This window comes from Streptomyces sp. GESEQ-35 (genome assembly GCF_017948485.1).
Lineage (GTDB): Bacteria > Actinomycetota > Actinomycetes > Streptomycetales > Streptomycetaceae > Streptomyces.
In genome coordinates, this window is the sequence record NZ_JAFFSX010000001.1 from 515,779 (window position 1) to 537,362 (window position 21,584).

A 21,584-nucleotide genomic window follows, 5' to 3' on the forward strand; every position below is an offset into this window, starting at 1 on the left:
GCCCCTAGAAGTGGATGTGTGCGATTGCCGTGGGTGGGGTTCCGCTCCGTCTGCACGGGCCGGGCCCAGAGGCCCGACCCGTATGGGTGCGACTCAGTCGAGCCGTTCGAAGAGCGCGAACAGCTCCTCGTCGCTGGCGGTTTCGAGATCCTCGTGGGACGTGTCCGCGTCTGACGGGCCGGGATCGCCCGCCGTCTCGGCCGCCTTCAGCAACGCGCGCAGGCGTACGGTGATCCGCTCGCGGGCCTCCTCGTCGGGTGCCGCGGACTCGATGACCGCCTCCAGACCGGCGAGACCGGCCAGCACCGCATCGGCAGGGGACGCCTCGTCGACGGCGAGTTCGTCGCGCAGATAGCCCGCGAGCGCCGCCGGGGTCGGGTAGTCGAACACCAGCGTGGCGGGGAGCTTCAGGCCGCTCGCCTCGCGCAGCCGGTTGCGCAGTTCCACCGAGGTGAGCGAGTCGAATCCGGCCTCGTTGAACGCGGTGTCCGGCCGGACGCTCTCCGGCCCGCTGTGCCCGAGCACGACCGCGGCCTGAGCACGCACCACGTCGAGGAGCAGAGCTTCCTGCTTCGCCGCGGTGAGTCCGGTCAGGCGGTCGGAGAGCTGTCGCTGCTCGCCACCGCTGCCGGCCGTCTGCGCCAGTTGCCGGCCCGCGCGGACCAGGCCGCGCAGCAGATGTGGCACTCCGCCGCCCGCCGCCGCGTCGGCACGCACTGCCCGCAGGTCCAGCTTGACCGGCACGAGGAGCGAGTGCTGGGAGCCGAGCGCGGCGTCGAACAGCTCCATGCCCTCGGCGGGCGGGAGCGCCAGCACTCCCCCACGCCCTTCACGCCGACTCATCCGGTTCCTGGTGAGGTCGTCGATGTTGCCGGCCATGCCGGTGAGCTGCTCCCACGGACCCCAGGAGAGCGACAGCCCCGGCAGGCCCGCCGCTCGGCGGTTGTCCATCAGCCCGTCCAGGAAGGCGTTCGCCGCCGCGTAACCGCCGCTGCCGGCGCCCATGAAGACGGACGACGCGGAGGAGTAGACGACGAACGCGTCCAGGTCCAGGCCGCGGGTGAGCGCGTCGAGGTGTCGTACGGCATCCACCTTCGGCGCGAACACGCCCGCCAGCCGCTCCTGGGTCAGGGCCCCGATCACGCCGGGATCGAACACACCGGCCGTGTGCACCACACCGCGCAGGGGCTGCTCGTCGGGCATCGACGCCAGCAGCGCCTCGACCTGCGCGCGGTCGGACACGTCACAGGCCACGACGGAGATCGCCACGCCCTGCTCGGTGAGCTCGGCGACCAGCTCCTGCGCACCCTCGGCGTCCGGCCCGCGACGGCTGGCGAGGACAAGGTGTCGTACGCCGTTGCGGGCGACCAGATGCCGGGCCGCCAGCGCGCCCAGCGACCCGCCGCCCGAGACCAGGACGGTGCCCTCCGGCCCGAACACCACGGGCACGTCGGCGACTTGGCCGGTGGCGCGGGCGAGCCGGGGCACGAAGAGGCTCGTGTCGCGCACCGCGATCTGCGGTTCGCCGCCCGCCACCACTGCGGCAAGGACGGCATCCAGCACCGGCTCCACGCCGCCCTCGGCGTCGGGGTCCGTGTCGAGGAGGACGATCCGGTCCGGGTTCTCGGACTGCGCGGCGCGGACCAGCCCCCACACCGCCGCTCCGGCCGGGTCGGTCACCCTGCCGTCACCGGCGGGGACCGCGCCCCGGGTCAGCACCACAAGGCGCGATTCCTCAAGACCGGGCGCGGCCAGCCACACCTGCGCCACGCCCAGCGCCCGGGAGGCCAGGGCGAGTACCGCGTCCTCGCCGTCGCCACCGACGGCCTCCAGCACCGCCACGGCCGGCACGCTGCCGCTCGTGGCCAGGGTGACCATGTCATCGGCCGAGACCACCGGCACCCACGGGGGCGCGGGCTCCGGCTGCGCCGGGGGCAGTTCGGTCCACTCCACCGCGAACAGCGAGTCGCGGCTCTCGTCCGCCGCCGCGGCACCCAGCTGCTCGATGTTCACCGCCCGCATGACCAGCGCGTCCATCGTCAGGACCGGGCTGCCGGTCGCGTCGGCCGCTTCGACCGACAGCGCGTCCGAGCCGTTCGGCGCGACCCGCACCCGCAGTGCCGAGGCACCCGCGGCATGCAGCACCAGTCCGTTCCACGAGAACGGCATCACCGGCTGCCCGGTTTCCTCCTCCGCGGTGTCCGCCGCGACGGCGAACGTCCCGGCCTGTAGGGCGGCGTCGAGGAGCGCGGGGTGCAGGCCGAAGGCGCCGGCCTGCTTGCGCTCCTCCTCGGGCAGGGCGACCTCGGCGAAGAGTTCCTCGCCGCGCCGCCACACCGCGCGCACACCCTGGAACACGGGACCGTACGCGTAGCCGCGCTCGAGCAGACCCTCGTACAGGTCGCCGGTGTCCAGATCCACTTGCTGGGCACCGGACGGCGGCCAGGCGGCGAAGTCGAAGTCCGTTCCCCGGGCCGAGGTGGCGGGCGCCAGCATTCCGGTGGCGTGCCGCGTCCACGCTGCCCCGTCACCGGAAGCGTCTTCCCGCTGGGAGTAGATCTCCATGGTGCGCGAGCCGCTCTCGCCCGGCGCACCCACGGCGACCTGGACCCGTACGCCACCCTGCTCGGGCACGATCAGCGGCGCTTCGGTCACGAGCTCTTCCAGCACTCCGCAGCCGGCCTCGTCGCCGGCCCGCACGGCCAGCTCCACCAGTCCCGTGGCGGGGACGAGTACAAGTCCGCCCACCACGTGATCACCCAGCCAGGGGTGCGACTTGAGCGAGAGGCGTGAGGTGAACACCAGCCCGTCGGACTGCGGCAACCGCACCACCGCGCCAAGGAGCGGGTGATCGGCCGCCGACTGTCCCAGCGACGCCGCGTCAGTGGCGGCCTGTGCCGTCCGGAGCCAGTAGTGCTGGTGGTCGAAGGCGTACGTCGGCAGGTCCACACCCGCCGACCGGGCAGCTCCGGCCGGGAGTACGCCGGTCCAGTCCACGGGCACGCCGCGGACGAACAGCTCGGCCATGGAGGCGAGGAGTCGGCGCAGGCCGCCTTCTTCACGGCGCAGCGAGCCGGTGACCACAGCCCCGGTGTCGCTCTCGTCGACGATCTCGGTGATCGGCTGGATCAGCACCGGGTGAGCGCTGACCTCGATGAAGACTCCGTGACCCTGGCGGATCAACTCGGCCACCGCCGGGCCGAAACCCACCTTTCCGCGCAGGTTGCGATACCAGTAGCCGCCGTCCAGAACACCGGCTTCCTGCACCCATTCGCCGGTGACGGTCGAGTAGAAGGGGAGCATCGGCGCCTGGGCGTTGATGCCGGAGAGGGTGTCGGCGAGGGTGTCGCGGATGTCCTCCACGTGCCGGGTGTGCGAGGCGTAGTCCACCGCCACCCGACGCACCCGGACACCATCAGTCGAGAGGGCGGCGAGCACCTCGTCCAGGGCCTCGGCGTCACCGGCGACCACCACCGAGGACGGGCCGTTCACGGCCGCCACCTCGACCCGATCCGCCCACGGCACCAGCCGCGCGACCGCTTCGCTCTCGCTCAGCGCGACCGAGGCCATGCCGCCCCGCCCCGCCAGCTGCGAAGCAATCGCCTGGCTCCGCAGGGCCACCACACGTGCCGCGTCCTCCAAGGACAGCGCACCGGACACACACGCGGCCGCGATCTCACCCTGCGAGTGACCCAACACCGCGTCCGGCAGCACACCCACCGACGACCACACCGCCGCCAGACCCACCATCACCGCGAAACTGGCGGGCTGAACGACATCCACCCGCTCCAACTCAGCATCACCACGCAGCACATCGACCAAAGACCAGTCGACGAACGGCTCCAACGCCGCCGCACACTCAGCGATCCGCTCCGCGAACACCGGCGACTCGTCGAGCAACTCCCGGCCCATACCGGCCCATTGCGAGCCCTGGCCCGGGAACACCCACACCACCTTGCCCGGCGAACCGGCACTCCCGGACACCACACCCGGCGCACTCTCACCCCGAGCCAACGCCCCCAGCCCGGCCAACGCCTCATCGCTCGACTCGGCCACGACCACCGCACGCTCACTCAGCAACGGCCGGCCGGAGACCAGCGCCCCGGCGACACCCGCCGGCGACACCCCATCGGCATCCTCGATGAACGCCGCCAGCCGACCGGCCTGCCCCGCCAACGAACCCTCGCTCCGCGCCGACACCACCAACGGCACCACATCCGCGGACACCAGCGGCTGCTGTGCCTCCTCGGCAGGCGTCTGTTGCTCTTCGGGCGCCTCCTCCAGGATCAGATGGGCGTTCGTCCCGCTGACGCCGAACGACGAGACCCCGGCCCGGCGCGGAGCGCCATTGCGCGGCCACTCGCGCGCCTCGGCCAGCAGCTCCACCGCGCCCGCGGACCAGTCCACCTGGGACGTGGGCTGCTGCACGTGCAGCGTCGGGGGCATCACGCCGTGGCGCAGAGCCTGCACCATCTTGATGACACTGGCGACACCCGCGGCGGCCTGTGCATGGCCGATGTTCGACTTCAACGACCCCAGCCACAGCGGCTTTTCCGGGTCCCGGTCCCGGCCGTACGTGGCCAGCAGCGCCTGCGCCTCGATCGGATCGCCCAGCGCCGTACCGGTTCCGTGCCCCTCCACCACATCCACGTCCGCCGGGCTCAGCCCCGCACTGGCCAGAGCCCGCCGGATCACCCGCTGCTGCGCGGGGCCGTTGGGCGCGGTGAGGCCGTTGGACGCGCCGTCCTGGTTCAGTGCGCTGCCGCGCAGTACCGCCAGCACCTTGTGCCCGCGCTCCCGCGCCACCGACAGGCGCTCCAGGACCACGACACCCACGCCTTCGGACAGGCCCATTCCGTCGGCGCCGTCCCCGAACGCCTTGCAGCGGCCGTCCCCGGCCAGGCCGCGCTGGCGGGAGAACGCCATGAAGGTGGCGGGTGTTGCCATCACCATCGCGCCGCCGGCCAGGGCCATCGAGCACTCGCCCTGCCGCAGTGCCTGCGCCGCGAGGTGCATCGCCACCAGCGACGACGAGCACGCCGTGTCCACCGACACCGCAGGACCCTCGAAGCCGAAGACGTACGACACCCGGCCCGACGCCACACTCGACGCCAGCCCCGTGCCCGCGAAGCTCTCCATTTCCGGTGTGACGTCGCTGCCGCCGTAGCCCTGACCGGAGACGCCGGTGAACACGCCGACGTCGGTGCCCTTCAGCACGGTCGGATCGATACCCCCGCCCTCCAGTGCCTCCCAGGAGGTCTCCAGGAGCAGCCGCTGCTGCGGGTCCATCGCCAGCGCCTCACGCGGCGAGATACCGAAGAACCCCGCGTCGAAGAGCCCCGCCCGTTGCAGGAAGCCGCCCTGGCTGGTGTACGACGTGCCCGCGTGGTCGGGGTCGGCGTCGAACAGGCCCTCCAGGTCCCAGCCCCGGTCCTCGGGGAAGTCCGAGACGGCGTCGACGCCGTCGGCGACCAGCTTCCACAGCTCCTCGGGCGAGGAGACCCCGCCCGGGTACCGGCACGCCATCCCGACGATGGCGAGCGGCTCGTTCGTGTCGGTCGTGACGGTAGCCGGTGCCTCCGGCTCCGGTGCCGCCACGTCACCGAACTCCTCGCGCAGATAGCGGGCGAGGACCAGCGGGGTGGGGTAGTCGAAGACCAGCGTGGGGGGAAGCTTCAGACCGGTCGCCTCGCGCAGCCGGTTGCGCAGTTCCACCGAGGTGAGCGAGTCGAATCCGGCCTCGTTGAACGCGGTGTCCGGCCGGACACGTTCCGGCCCGCTGTGCCCGAGCACGACCGCGGCCTGGGTTCGCACCAGGTCGAGAAGCAGCGCCTCCTGCTCGGCGGCCGCGAGTCCGGCCAGCCGGTCGGACAGCTGCCTGCCTTCGCCAACGGTGCTCGCCGCGTGGGCCTGCTGCCGTCCGGTCCGCACCAGACCGCGCAGCAGAAGCGGGACCGCCCCGCCGGCCGACGCGTCGGCCCGTATCCCCCGCAGGTCCAGCTTGACCGGCACCAGCAGGGCCTGTGCGGATGCCGTCGCGGCGTCGAACAGCTCCATGCCCTCGGCCGCCGATATCTCCAGCACACCGTGGCGGCCGGCCCTCGCCTGGTCGACGGCGCTGAGCTGGCCGGCCATGCCGAGGGACTGTTCCCACAGGCCCCAGGCGAGGGACAGACCGGGCAGGCCCGCGGCCCGGCGGCTGCTCATCATGCCGTCCAGGAAGGCGTTGGCCGCCGAGTAGTTGCCCTGCGCGGCGCCTCCGGACAGGCCCGCCACGGACGAGTACACGACGAACGCGTCCAGCTCCAGGCAGCGGGTGAGCTCGTCGAGGTGTCGTACGGCGTCCACCTTCGGCGCGAAGACGCCTGCGAGCCGCTCCGGGGTCAGCGCCCCGATCAGACCGTCGTCGAAGACGCCGGCCGTGTGCACCACACCGCGCAGGGGGTGCTCGTCGGGCAGCGAGGCCAGCAGCGCCTCGACCTGCTCGCGGTTCGACATGTCACAGGCCACGGCCGAGACCGTCGCGCCCTGCTCGGTGAGTTCGGCGACAAGTTCCCGCACGCCCTCGGCGTCCGGGCCGCGACGGCTGGCGAGCACGAGGTGTCGTACGCCATGACGGGAGACCAGATGCCCGGCCGCCAGGCAGCCCAACGATCCCGCGCCCGAGACCAGAACGGTCCCCTCCGGCCCGAACACCGCGGGTGTCTCCGCGACTTGACCGGTGGTACGGGCGAGCCGCGGGACCGAGAGGACCATGCCGCGGACGGCGATCTGGGGCTCCTCGCTGGCCACCACCGGCCCCAGCACGGAGTCCAGGAGCGAGTCCACACCGCCCTCGGCGGCGGGGTCGATGTCCAGGAGAACGAGCCGGTCCGGGTTCTCGGTCTGGGCGGCGCGCACCAGACCCCACACCGCCGCTCCGGCCGGGTCCGTCACGGCCCCCGCACCGGCGGCCACCGCACCCCGGGTCGCGATCACGAGCTGCGACTCTTCGAGGCCGTCCGCGGTCAGCCAGGCCTGGAGCACACCCAACACATGGGAGGACAGGGCGAGTACGGCGTCCTCGCCGTCGCCGCCGACGGCCTCCAGGACCACCACCGCCGGTACGCCGACGCTCGCGGACAGGGCCGCCACGTCGTCGGGGGTGGTCACCGGAACCCATGGCGGCGCGAACTCCGCCCCCTGATCCGGCAGTTCGCTCCACTCCAGCTGGAACAGCGCGTTGGCGACCACCGTGTCGGCCGGCCTCTCCAACTGCTCGGCGGACACCGCCCGGGACACCAGCGAGTCCAGTGTCAGCACCGGGCCACCGGCCGCGTCGGCCGCCTGGACCGACAGCGCGTCCGGACCGTTCGGTGCGATCCGTACCCGTAGCGCCGAGGCGCCCGCGGCGTGCAGCGCCAGTCCGTTCCACGCGAACGCCAGCACCGCCTCCCCGGAGTCGTCCCCGTCCGCGGCACCGATCGTGGCGGCCTGGAGAGCCGCGTCGAGCAGCGCGGGGTGGATACCGAACCTGCCGGCCTCCTTGCGCTGCTCCTCGGGCAGGGCGACCTCGGCGAAGACCTCCTCCCCGCGCCGCCACACGGCGCGCACACCCTGGAACGCCGGGCCGTAGCCGTAGCCGCGCTCGACGAGGTCGCTGTAGAAGTCGCCGACCTCGACGGGCTCGGCGCCGGGCGGCGGCCAGGCGGCGAATTCGACATCGGTACCCTGTGCCGACGGCGCGACCGACAGCGTGCCGGTGGCGTGCCGCGTCCACGTCTCCCCGTCACCGGGAGCGTCCTCGCGCTGCGAGTAGACCTCGACGGCGCGCGAGCCATTCCCGTCCGGTGCGCCGACGGCGACCTGGACCCGTACGCCACCCTGCTCGGGCACGACCAGCGGCGCCTCGATCACCAGCTCTTCCAGCACCCCGCAACCGGCCTCGTCACCGGCCCGCACGGCCAGCTCCACCAGCCCGCTGCCTGGGAGGATGACGACACCACCGACGGCGTGATCGGCCAGCCAGGGGTGGGACTTCAGCGAGAGGCGTGAGGTGAACACCAAGCCGTCGGTCTGCGGCAACTGCACGACCGCGCCGAGGAGCGGGTGGTCGGCCGCAGCCTGTCCCAGCGACGTCGCGTCCGTCGCCGAACCGGTCTCCTGGAGCCAGTAGTGCTGGTGGTCGAAGGCGTACGTCGGCAGGTCGACGCCGGCCGAAGTCGTTCCGGCCGGCAGCACGCCGGTCCAGTCCACGGGCACGCCTCGGACGAACAGCTCGGCCATGGAGGCCAACAGCCGCCGCAGACCGCCCTCTTCACGGCGCAGGGAACCGGACACCACGACATCCGTGGCGTCGTCCACGATCTCGGCGATCGGCTGGACCAGCACCGGGTGCGCACTGACCTCCACGAAGACCCCGTGACCCTGCCGGATCAACTCGGCCACCGCCGGGCCGAAACCGACCTGGCCGCGCAGGTTGCGGTACCAGTAGCCGCCGTCCAGGACTCCGGCGTCCTGCACCCATTCGCCGGTGACGGTCGAGTAGAAGGGAATCGACGGGGCCTGGGCGCCGACACCGGAGAGGGTGTCGGCAAGCGTCTCGCGGATGTCCTCCACGTGCCGGGTGTGGGAGGCGTAGTCCACCGCCACCCGCCGCACCCGAACTCCCTGACCGGACAACGCCTCCAGCGCCTCGTCCAGGGCCTCGGCGTCACCGGCCACCACCACCGAGGACGGTCCGTTCACGGCCGCCACCTCGACCCGATCCGCCCACGGCACCAGCCGTGCGACCGCCTCACTCTCACTCAGCGCGACCGAGGCCATGCCACCGCGCCCGGCCAACTGCCCGGCAATCGCCTGGCTCCGCAACGCCACCACACGTGCCGCGTCCTCCAGAGACAGCGCACCGGAGACACACGCGGCCGCGATCTCACCCTGCGAGTGCCCCAGCACCGCGTCGGGCCGAACCCCGACCGAGGACCAGACAGCGGCCAGTCCGACCATCACTGCGAAACTGGCAGGTTGCAGTACGTCCACCCGCTCCAGCAGTTCGGGGTCGGCGTCGCCGCGCAGCACGTCGGCCAAAGACCAGTCGATGAACGGCTCCAGCGCCGCCGCACACTCGGCGATCCGCTCCGCGAAGACCGGCGACTCGTCGATCAACTCCCGGCCCATACCGGCCCATTGGGAACCCTGGCCCGGGAACACCCACACCGCCTTGCCCGGCGAACCGGCACTCCCGGACACCACACCCGGCGCACTCTCACCCCGAGCCAACGCCCCCAGCCCAGCCAACGCCTCCGCACCCGACTCGGCCACGACCACCGCACGCTCACTCAGCAGCGCCCGGCCAGAGACCAGCGCGCCGGCGACACCCGCCGGCGACACCTCATCGGCATCCTCTATGCACGCCGCCAGCCGACCGGCCTGCCCCGCCAACGAACCCTCGCTCCGCGCCGACACCACCAACGGCACCACACCACCGGACACCAGCGAATGCCGTGCCTCCTCGGCGGGAGCCTCCTCCAGGATCAGATGGGCGTTCGTCCCACTGACCCCGAACGCGGACACGGCCGCTCGACGCGGGTGCCCGTTGCTCGGCCACTCCCGCGCCTCCGTCAGGAGCTCCACCGCGCCCGCGGACCAGTCCACCTGCGTCGTCGGTGCATCGACGTGCAAGGTCGGGGGAAGAGTCTCGTGCCGCAGCGCCTGGACCATCTTGATCACACCGGCGACGCCCGCGGCGGCCTGGGTGTGTCCGATGTTCGACTTCAACGAACCGAGCCACAGCGGCTGTTGAGGATCGCGTCCCCGGCCGTATGTGGCCAGCAGCGCCTGTGCCTCGATCGGGTCACCGAGGACCGTACCGGTCCCGTGGCCCTCGACCACATCCACGTCGGCCGGGGAAATGCCGGCGTTGGCAAGGGCCCCACGGATCACCCGCTGCTGCGAGGGACCGTTCGGAGCCGTCAGGCCGTTGGACGCGCCGTCCTGGTTCACCGCACTGCCCCGCAGCACCGCCAGCACCCTGTGCCCGCGCTCCCGCGCCACCGACAGGCGCTCCAGGACGACCACGCCGACGCCCTCGGCCCAGCCCGTGCCGTCGGCGCCGTCCGCGAACGCCTTGCAGCGGCCGTCGGCGGCCAGCCCGCGCTGGCGCGAGAACTCCACGAACGCGCCGGGGTTGGCCATGACCGTGGCGCCGCCGGCGAGCGCCATGGAGCACTCGCCCTGCCGCAGCGCCTGCGCGGCGAGGTGCATCGACACCAGCGACGACGAGCAGGCCGAGTCGATCGTGACGGCCGGGCCCTCGAAGCCGAGCACATACGACACCCGGCCCGAGGCCACACTGGTCGATCCGCCCGTGCCCGCGAAGCCCTCCAGCTCGGGTGTGACCACGCTGGCGCCGGGCGCTACATAGCCCTGGCCGAACACCCCGGAGAACACGCCGACATCGGCGCCCTTCAGCGAGACCGGGTCGATGCCGGCGCTCTCCATGGCCTCCCAGGAGGTCTCCAGGAGCAGCCGCTGCTGCGGGTCCATCGCCAGCGCCTCACGCGGTGAGATACCGAAGAAGTCCGCGTCGAAGAGGCCCGCCTCGTGCAGGAAGCCGCCCTTGCTGGTGTACGTCGTGCCCGCACGGTCGGGGTCCGGGTCGAACAGGCCCTCCAGGTCCCAGCCCCGGTCCTCGGGGAAGTCCGAGACGGCGTCGCGGCCGTCGCGCACCAGTCGCCACAGGTCCTCGGGACCCGCCACCCCACCGGGCAGCCGGCACGCCATACCCACGATCGCGATCGGCTCTCGGGAGGCGTCGACGAGCTGGCGGTTCCGCTTCTTCAGCGAGCCGACCTCTTCGAGCGACTTCCGTAGCGCCTCGACGACCTTTTCATACGACGCACTCACTTGATTCCCCAATCCTTCAGCGGTTTCGCAGAGTCAGTTGTCGCCGAGCGCCAGTTGCACGAGGTCGTCGACGTTCAGCTCGGCGATCGCCCTCTCCTCATCGGCGTCGTCCATCGCGCCGTTCTCCGGTGCGCCGTCGCCGAGGGCGACCAGCTGGACCAGGGCATCCATCAGTCCGGCTGCCCGGAACCGGGCCAGCGGGAGCGATACGAGTGCGTGCCGCAGCCGCTCTTCGTCCACGTCCGGGCCGGTCGCGCCGCCGTCCGGCACCAGTTCGGTGTGCAGGTGGCGGGCAAGGGCCTGCGGGTTCGGGTAGTCGAAGACCAGGGTGGCGGGAAGTTTCAGCCCCGTTGCCGCGCGCAGTCGGTTGCGCAGTTCCACGGACGTGAGCGAGTCGAATCCGGTGTCCTTGAACGCCGTGTCCGCCCGGACCCCGTCGGGTCCGGCGTGCCCGAGCACGACGGCGGCCTGGGTGCGCACCAGGTCGACGAGGACCTTCTCCTGCTCGGCGGCGGGGAGCCCGGCAAGTCGGCGCAGCAGCTCGCCGTCCGTGGCGGATCCCGTCCGTGCCGACTGCCGGCCCGAGCGGACCAGGCCGCGCAGCATGTGCGGCACGGCGCCGCCCGCCGCCGCTTCGGCCCGCACTCCGCGCAGATCCAGCTTGGCGGGCACCAGGAGCGACCGCGCGGACCCCACGGCGGCGTCGAACAGTTCCATGCCCTCTGCGAGGGGCATCGCCTGGAGGCCGCCGCGCCGGCTCATCCGGGACCGGGTGAGGTCGTCGGTGTTGGCCGCCATGCCGTCGGTCTGATCCCACAGACCCCAGGCCAGTGAGAGCCCGGGCAGGCCGGCCGCCCGGCGGCTTGCCATCAGGCCGTCGAGATAGGCGTTGGCCGCCGCGTAACTGCCGCTGCCCGCACCCATGAAGACGGCCGACACGGAGGAGTAGACGACGAACGCGTCCAGCTCCAGGCCACGCGTGAGCGCGTCGAGGTGGCGTACCGCATCCACCTTCGGCGCGAACACCCTCGCCAAGCGCTCGGGAGTGAGTGTTCCCACCACTCCGGCGTCCAGGACACCGGCCGTGTGCACCACGGCGCGCAGGGGGTGTCCGTCGGGAACGGAGGCCAGCAGGGCCTGCGCCTGGTCGCGGTCGGACACGTCGCAGGCCACGACCGACACGGCCGCGCCCTGCTCGGTGAGCTCGGCGACCAGCTCCTGAGCGCCCTCGGCGTCCGGGCCGCGACGGCTGGCCAGCAGGAGGTGTCGTACGCCGTATCGGGTGACCAGATGCCTGGCCGCCAGCGCGCCCAGCGATCCGGTGCCGCCCGTGATCAGAACCGTCCCCTCCGGGCCGAACACCGCCGTCGCGTCCAGGATCTGGCCGTCGGCGCGGGCGAGCCGAGGTGCCGACAGTGCCGTGCCACGGACCGCCACCTGCGGCTCGCCGCAGGCCAGCACGGCGCTCAGGGCGGCTGCCGGTCCGTCGCCAGACGCCGGGTCGGTGTCCAGGAGGACGATCCGGTCCGGGTTCTCGGCCTGCGCGGCACGCACCAGACCCCACACCGCCGCACCGGCCGGGTCGGTCACCGCGCCGTCGCCGGCGGGCACCGCACCCCGGGTCACCACGACGAGGCGCGACTCCTCGAGCCCGGCTGTGGTCAGCCACGCCTGCACCACGCCCAACACCCGGGAAGTCAGGGCGAGTACGTCGTCCCCGACGGCTTCCAGCAGTGCCACCGTGGGAACCTCGGCCCGCGCGGCCAGGGCCTCGACCTCGTCCGCGCCGGCGACCGGCGCCCACGACGGCGCAGGCGCGAAGTCCTGGGCCAGGGGCAGTTCGGTCCAGTCCACCTGGAACAGCGATTCGGTAGCCGTCGTGCCACCGGACCTCGCCAGCTGCTCGGCGGACAGCGCCCGCATCACCAGCGAGTCGGCCGACAACACCAGGCCGCCGGCCTCGTCCGCCGCCTGAAGCGACATGGCGTCGGACCCACTGGGCAGCAGGCGTACCAGCAGCACCGAGGCACCCGCGGCGTGCAGCACCAGGCCGTTCCAGTCGAGCGGTTGGCGCACCAGGTCGCTCTCCGCCGTCGCGTCACTGAATGTGTGGGCGTGCAGGGCGGCGTCGAGCAGCGCGGGGTGGATACCGAACTTCGCCGCGTCCTTGCGCTGTTCCACGGGCAGGGCGACCTCGGCGAAGAGTTCCTCTCCGCGCCGCCACACCGCGCGCACGCCCTGGAACGCCGGGCCGTACTCATAGCCCCGCGCGACCAGACCGGAGTAGATGTCGCCGACCTCAACGGATTCCGCGCCGGGCGGCGGCCAGGCGGCGAAGTCGAACTCGGCCGCAGGGGGTGCGGACGTGGCCGACAGGAGCCCGGTCGCGTGGCGCGTCCATGCTTCGTCCTCGCGCCGGGAGTAGATCTCCACGGTGCGCGAACCGTGCTCGCCCGGCGCACCCACGGCGACCTGGACCCGTACGCCACCCTGCTCGGGCACGATCAGCGGCGTCTCGATCACGAGCCCTTCCAGGACGCCGCAGCCGGCCTCGTCACCGGCACGGACGGCCAGTTCGACCAGCCCGGCTCCGGGGACGAGCACCGAACCGCCGACCGTGTGATCGGCGAGCCAGGGGTGCGACTTCAGCGACAGACGTGAGGTGAACACCAGCCCGTCGGACTGCGGCAGGTGCACGACCGCGCCGAGCAGCGGGTGATCGGCCGCGGCCTGTCCCAGCGACTCCGCGTCGGTGGCGGCCTGCGCCGTCTCCAGCCAGTAGTGCCGGTGGTCGAAGGCGTACGTCGGCAGGTCCACGGTCCCGCCAGATGGCAGCACACCCGTCCAGTCAACAGGCACGCCTCGGACGAACAGCTCGGCCATCGACCCCAACAGCCGCCGCAGACCGCCCTCTTCACGACGCAGGGAACCGGACACCACCACATCCGTGGCGTCGTCGACGATCTCGGCGATCGGCTGGACCAGCACCGGGTGGGCGCTGACCTCGATGAAGACTCCGTGACCCTGGCGGATCAACTCGGCCACGGCCGGGCCGAAGCCGACCTGGCCACGCAGGTTGCGGTACCAGTAGCCGCCGTCCAGAACTCCGGCGTCCTGCACCCAACTGCCGGTGACGGTCGAGTAGAAGGGGAGCATCGGTGCCTGGGCGTTGATGCCGGAGAGGGTGTCGGCGAGGCTGTCGCGGATGTCCTCCACGTGCCGGGTGTGGGAGGCGTAGTCCACCGCCACCCGACGCACCCGGACACCGTCGTTCGAGAGTGCTTCGAGCGCTTCATCGAGGGCCTGGGCGTCACCGGCGATCACCACCGAGGACGGTCCGTTGACCGCCGCCACCTCGACCCGATCCGCCCACGGCACCAGCCGCGCGACCGCCTCACCTTCACTCAGCGCCACGGACGCCATGCCGCCCCGCCCCGCCAGCTGCGAAGCAATCGCCTGGCTCCGCAACGCCACCACGCGTGCCGCGTCCTGCAACGACAGCGCACCGGACACGCACGCGGCCGCGATCTCACCCTGCGAGTGACCCAGCACCGCATCCGGCAGCACACCCACCGAAGACCACACCGCCGCCAGACCCACCATCACCGCGAAACTGGCGGGCTGAACGACATCCACCCGCTCCAACTCCGCGTCACCACGCAGCACATCGACCAAAGACCAGTCGACGAACGGCTCCAACGCCGCCGCACACTCCGCGATCCGCTCCGCGAACACCGGCGACTCGTCGAGCAACTCCCGGCCCATACCCACCCATTGGGAACCCTGGCCCGGGAACACCCACACCGCCTTGCCCGGCGCCCCCGAGCCGACACTGCCGACCGCCACCCCGGGGGCGCTCTCACCCCGAGCCAGCGCCCCCAGCCCGGCCAGCGCCTCCGCATCCGAGCCGGCCACGACCACCGCACGCTCACTCAGCAGCGCCCGGCTGGACACCAACGCCCCGGCCACACCTTCCAGCGACGCGCCGCCATCGACGAACGCCGCCAGCCGCCCGGCCTGTCCCGCCAGCGAACCCTCGCTCCGCGCCGACACCACCAACGGCACCACACCACCGGACACCGGCGGCTTCTCCGCCTCCTGAGCAGGCGCCTCCTCCAGGATCAGATGGGCATTGGTCCCACTGATCCCGAACGAGGACACGCCTGCCCGGCGCGGACGGCCGCCCGGCGACCACTCCCGCGCCTCCGTCAGCAGCTCGATGGCACCGTCCGACCAGTCCACCTTGGTCGTGGGCTGCTGCGCGTGCAGCGTCGGGGGCATCACTCCGTGCCGCAGCGCCTGCACCATCTTGATCACGCCGGCGACGCCGGCGGCGGCCTGCGTGTGGCCGATGTTCGACTTCAACGATCCCAGCCACAAAGGCTGTTCGCGTTCCCGGCCGTACGTGGCCAACAGCGCCTGCGCCTCGATCGGGTCACCGAGGACCGTACCGGTGCCGTGCCCCTCCACGATGTCCACGTCCGCCGGGGAAATCCCGGCGTTGGCCAGCGCCTTACGGATCACCCGCTGCTGCGACGGACCGTTCGGAGCCGTCAGACCGTTGGACGCGCCGTCCTGGTTCACCGCACTGCCCCGCAGCACCGCCAGCACCCTGTGTCCACGCTCCCGAGCCACCGAAAGGCGTTCGAGGACCACCAGGCCGACGCCTTCGGACAGCACGGTGCCGTCGGCGTCGTCCGCGTACGCCTTGCAGCTGCCGTCGGCGGCCAGGCCCCGCTGCCGCGACATGCCGAGGACGCCGATCGGCGATCCCATCACGGCGACGCCGCCGGCGAGGGCCATCGAGCACTCGCCCTGCCGCAGCGCCTGCGCCGCGAGGTGCATCGCCACCAGGGAGGAGGAGCAGGCGGTGTCCACCGTGACCGCCGGGCCCTCGAAGCCGAAGACGTACGACACCCGGCCCGAGGCCACGCTTCCGGCGGTGGCGGTCGTGGCGAAGCCTTCGAGTTCCGCGGGCAGGCTGGTCAGGGACTCGACGTAGTCGTGGATGGAGACACCGGAGAAGACACCGATGTTGTCGCCCCGGGCCGCGGTCGGGTCGATGCCCGCCTGCTCCAGGGCCTCCCAGGCCGCTTCGAGGAGGAGCCGCTGTTGCGGGTCCATCGCCAGCGCCTCGCGCGGCGAGATCCCGAAGAACCCGGCGTCGAAGAGGCCGGCTCCTTCCAGGAAGCCGCCCTTGGCGGTGTACGACGTGCCCGCCTTGTCGGGGTCGGCGTCGAACAGACTGTCCAGATCCCAGCCTCGGTCGTCGGGGAAGGTGGACATGCCCTCGCGGCCTTCCCGCACCAGACGCCACAGCTCCTCGGGGTCGGTCACCCCGCCGGGCAGGCGGCACGACATGCCCACGATCGCGATGGGTTCGTCGGGATCCGCGAGGGCGGCCGTGGCCGCGGGGGTGTCGACCGTCGCCTTGTCCCCGAGTTCCTCGCGCAGATAGCGGGCCAGGGCCGCCGGGGTCGGGTAGTCGAAGATCAGCGTGGCGGGGAGTTTCACGCCGGTCGACGCACTCAGCCGGTTGCGCAGCTCGACGGCGGTCAACGAGTCGAAGCCGATGTCGCTGAATCCCCGTGTGCCCTGCGCCAACTCGGGGCCGCTGAAGCCGAGTACGGCGCCCGCCTCGGCCTGGACGACGGACAGCAGGACGCTCTCCTGCTCGCCCTGGGACAGTCCGGCGAGCCGGCGGACCAGTGCGCTGCTGTCCCCGGCGGCCGCCCGCGCCGTGCGCCGGCCGGCGCGTACCAGGCCGCGCAGCAGATGCGGCACTCCCCCGCCGGTCTCGGCCTGGGTGCGCAGCGTCCGCAGGTCCAGCTTGATCGGCACGAGGAGTGCCTGGCCCATGTGCAGGCCGATGTCGAAGATGTGCAGGCCTTCTGCTGGCGTCAGCGCGAGGACACCGCCGCGGCTCATCCGGGCCTGGTCGACGGCGCTGAGGTGTGCGGTCAGCCCGGTGCTCTGCTCCCACAGGCCCCAGGCCAAGGACAGACCGGGCAGTCCCGCCGCGCGACGCCCCGCCATCAGCCCGTCGAGAAAGGCGTTCGCGGCCGCGTAGTTGCCCTGGCCCGCCGATCCCATGAGGGCGGCGGCGGACGAGAACACGACGAACGCGTCGAGGTTCAGGTTCCGGGTCAGCTCGTCGAGGTGGCGTACCGCGTCCACCTTGGGCGCGAACACCGCGGCGAGGCGCTCCGGGGTGAGCGTGGCGATCACTCCGTCGTCCAGCACACCGGCCAGGTGCACCACGCCGGTCAGGGGGTGTGCCTCCGGTACGGATGCCAGCAGAGCCTCGGCCTGGCTCCGCTCGGAGACGTCGCAGGCGACCACCGAGACGGCCGCGCCCTGTTCGGTGAGCTCGGCGACCAGCTCCGGTACGCCTTCGGCGTCCGAGCCTCGGCGGCCGGCCAGGACAAGGTGGCGTACGCCGTATCGCGCGACGAGATGCCGGGCCATGAGGCTGCCCAGGGACCCGGTACCGCCGGTGACGAGAACCGTGCCCTCCGGCTGGAACACTCCGGGCTCATCGGGGACTTGGCCGGTGACGCGGGCGAGCCGGGGCGCGGAGAGGGTGGTTCCGCGTACGGCGATCTGCGGTTCGTCGCCGGCGAGGACCGCGCCGAGTACGGCTGCCGGTTCGCCGTCGGTGTCGAGGAGGATGATCCGGTCCGGGTTCTCGGCCTGCGCGGCACGCACCAGACCCCACACCGCCGCACCGGCGGGGTCCGTGACCACGCCGTCACCGGCGGGCACCGCACCCCGGGTCGCCACGACGAGGCGGGACTCCCCAAGCCCGTCCGTGGCCAGCCACGCCTGTACGACGCTCAACACCCGGGAGGTCAGGGCAAGTACGTCGTCCCCCGCGGCCTCCAGAAGTGCCACCTCCGGAGCTTCCAGGGCCGCCACCTCGTCCGCCGTGGCGACCGGCACCCACGAGGGCTCCGCCCCTTGAACCGAAGGCAGTTCGGTCCACTCCACGCCGAACAGCGCGTCGCGGCTCCCGTCCTCCGCCGCGGCGTCCAGCTGGTCGGCGGAGACCGGCAGGGACACCAGCGAGTCCATCGTCACCACCAGGCCGCCGGTCTCGTCGGCGGCGTGGAACGACAGCGCGTCCGGGCCGCACGGTGCGACCCGCACCCGCAGCGCCGAGGCGCCCGCGGCATGCAGCACGAGTCCGTTCCACGCGAACGGCAGCACCTTGCGGTCGTCGTCCGGGTTGGCGAAGGCGTTGGTGTGGAGGGCGGCGTCGAGGAGCGCCGGGTGGATGCCGTACTTGCCTGCTTCTTCGCGCTGTTCCTCGGGCAGGGCGACCTCGGCGAAGACCTCCTCGCCGCGCCGCCACACCGCCCGCACGCCCTGGAAGGCGGGACCGTAGGCGTAGCCGCGCTCGACCAGGCCGCTGTAGAAGTTCTCGACGTCGACCGGCTGGGCACCCGGCGGCGGCCACGCGGCGAAGTCGAAATCGGCTGTCTGGGCCGGCGCCGCGGCCGCCAGGAGTCCGGTGGCGTGCCGTGTCCACCCGTCCGTGCCGCCCTCGCCGGCGGCGTCCTCCCGCAGGGAGTACACGTCCACGGTGCGCGAGCCGGTCGCGCCGGGTCCGCTCACCGCGACCTGGACGCGTACTCCGCCGCGCTCGGGCAGCACCAACGGCGCCTCGATCACGAGCTCTTCCAGGACGCCGTAGCCGAACTCGTCGCCGGCCCGCACGGCGAGATCGACGTACGCCGTGCCGGGGACGATGACGACACCGCCGATCGCGTGCCCGGCGAGCCAGGGGTGCGTCTGAAGGGACAGGCGTGAGGTGAAGACCAGCCCGTCGGACTGCGGCAGCCGCACCACGGCGCCGAGCAGCGGGTGATCGGCCCCGGCCAGTCCCAGCGACGCCGAGTCCGTGGCCGAGCCGCCCATCCGAATCCAGTAGTGCTGCTGGTCGAAGGCGTACGTCGGCAGCTCCACGTGTGCCGACGTGGCCCCGGCGGGCAGCATCCCTGCCCAGTCCACGGGCACGCCGCGCACGAACAGTTCGGCCATCGAGGCCAGCAGCCGCCGCGGACCGCCCTCCTGGCGCCGCAGCGAACCGGTCACCACCGTGTCCGTGTCGCCCTCGGCGTCGTCGACGATCCCGGTGATCGGCTGGACCAGCACCGGGTGCGCACTGACCTCCACGAAGGCGCCGTGGCCCTGGCCGAGGAGGTCGACCACGGCAGGCCCGAACTTCACCTGGCCGCGCAGGTTGCGGTACCAGTAGCCGCCGTCCAGGACGCCGGCGTCCTCGACCCAGCCGCTCGTGACGGTCGAGTAGAAGGGAATCGCCGGCGCCTGGGCGCTGATCCCGGCCAGTGCGTCGGCGAGGGTGTCGCGGATCTGCTCCACGTGCCGGGTGTGCGAGGCGTAGTCCACGGCGATGCGCCGCACCCGTACGCCTTGGTCTTCCAGGGTGTCCAGTGCCTCGTCCAGGGCCTGGGCGTCGCCGGCGATCACCACCGAGGACGGGCCGTTGACCGCCGCGACCTCGACCCGGTCCGCCCAGCGCTCCAGCCGCGCGACCGTCTCGTCCTCGCTCAGGGCGACGGAGGCCATGCCGCCACGTCCGGCCAGCTGCCCGGCGATCGCCTGGCTGCGCAATGCCACCACCCGCGCCGCGTCCTCAAGTGACAGCGCACCGGACACACACGCGGCCGCTATCTCACCCTGCGAGTGGCCGACCACCGCATCGGGCTCGACTCCTACGGACGCCCAGACCGCGGCCAGGCCGACCATCACCGCGAAGCTCGCCGGCTGCACGACATCGACCCGTTCCAGCAGCTCCGGCTCGGCCGCACCCCGCAGCACGTCGATGAGCGACCAGTCCACCCACCGCTCCAGCGCGGCCGCGCACTCCGCGATCCGCTCCGCGAACACCGGGGACTCGTCGAGCAACTCCCGGCCCATGCCCACCCATTGGGATCCCTGGCCCGGGAACACCCACACCACCTTGCCCGGCGCCCCCGAACCGGAGACGACACCGGCCGCGCTCTCGCCCTGCGCGAGCGCGTGCAGCCCGGCCAGTGCCTCCTCGTCCGAGTCGGCCACGACCACCGCGCGCTCGCCCAGCACCGCACGGCCCGTCACCAGCGCGCCGGCGACGTCCGTCAGCGATGCCCCGCCGGCACCGGACTCCACGAACGACGCCAGGCGTTCCGCCTGGGCCGCCAGGGAAGCGGCGGTTTCCGCCGAGACCGCCAACGGCACCACACCACCGGACACCAGCGGCTGCTGTGCCTCCTGGGCGGGCGCCTCCTCCAGGATCAGATGCGCGTTCGTTCCGCTGGCCCCGAACGAGGACACTCCGGCCCGGCGCGGACGGCCGTCGCTCGGCCACTCCCGCGTCCGAGTCAGCAACTGCACCGTGCCCGCCGACCAGTCCACCTGGGGGGTCGGCGCGTCCACGTGCAGGGTCGCCGGGAGCACCCCGTGCCGCAGTGCCTGCACCGTCTTGATGACACCGGCCACGCCGGACGCGGCCTGGGTGTGCCCGATGACGGACTTGACCGAGCCGAGCCACAGCGGCTTCTCCGGGTCCCGGCCCTGTCCGTACGTCGCGAGCAGCGCCTGCGCCTCGATCGGGTCGCCGAGGACCGTGCCCGTGCCGTGACCCTCCACCGTGTCCACGTCGGACGGGGAGAGCCCGGCACTGGCCAGGGCCTTGCGGATCACCCGCTGCTGCGCCGGGCCGTTCGGTGCGGTCAGGCCGTTGGACGCGCCGTCCTGGTTGATGGCGCTGCCGCGTACCAGCGCGAGGATCTGGTGGCCGCGCTCCTGCGCCACCGACAGCCGCTCCAGGAGCAGCACGCCCACGCCCTCGGCCCAGCTGGAGCCGTCGGCCCCGGCGGCGTACGACTTGCAGCGCCCGTCGAAGGCGAGGGCCCGCTGCCGGGCGAAGCCGACGAACCCGCCGGGCGTCGCCATCACCGTGGAGCCGCCCACGAGCGCCATTGAGCACTCGCCGCGGCGCAGTGCCTGCGCGGCGAGATGCAGCGCCACCAGCGAGGAGGAGCACATGGTGTCGACGGTGACCGCGGGACCTTCGAGTCCGAGGGCGTAGGCGACGCGCCCGGAGGCGACGCCGCCCGCGGTGCCGAGGGCACGTTCCAAGCTGAGGAAGTCCTCGTAGCCGCTCAGGTCGGGGGCGTAGTCCTGGTGCACCATGCCGGCGAACACCCCGACGTCGCTGCCCCGCACCGAGTGGGGGTCGATGCCGGCCCGTTCGAAGGCCTCCCAGGACACTTCGAGCAGCTGCCGCTGCTGGGGGTCCATGGCCAGTGCCTCGCGTGGCGAGATACCGAAGAACGCGGCGTCGAACTGGCCCGCCTCGTGCAGGAAGGCGCCTTCGCGCACATACGTCGTGCCGGGGTTGTCGGGGTCCGGGTGGTACAGGCCCTCAAGGTCCCAGCCCCGGTCGTCGGGGAAGGAGGTGTAGACGTCGGCGCCCTCGGACACCACCCGCCACAGCTCCTCGGGGCTGCGGATCCCGCCGGCGTACCGGCAGGCCAGGGAGACGATCGCGATGGGCTCCGTGGCCGCGGCCGCGAGTTCGCTGTTCTCCTGCTGAAGCCGGGCGTTCTCCTTCAGCGAGGCCCGCAGTGCCTCGACGACCTGCTTGTCCGGCGCGGACATGGCATTCCTCCACGATTCGTTCACCATCGGTG

General features: G+C 72.5%; 2 protein-coding genes. Both read right to left on the reverse strand.

Annotated features, from left to right (window positions below):
• Positions 1-93 precede the first annotated feature (93 nt).
• Positions 94-10,884, reverse strand: coding sequence for a type I polyketide synthase (locus KCH87_RS02385; protein ID WP_210583636.1), 10,791 nt, complete (start codon positions 10,882-10,884; stop codon positions 94-96).
• A gap of 33 nt (positions 10,885-10,917) precedes the next feature.
• On the reverse strand, positions 10,918-21,552 hold the full coding sequence (locus KCH87_RS02390; RefSeq protein ID WP_210583637.1) for a type I polyketide synthase: 10,635 nt from the start codon (positions 21,550-21,552) through the stop codon (positions 10,918-10,920).
• Positions 21,553-21,584 lie beyond the last annotated feature (32 nt).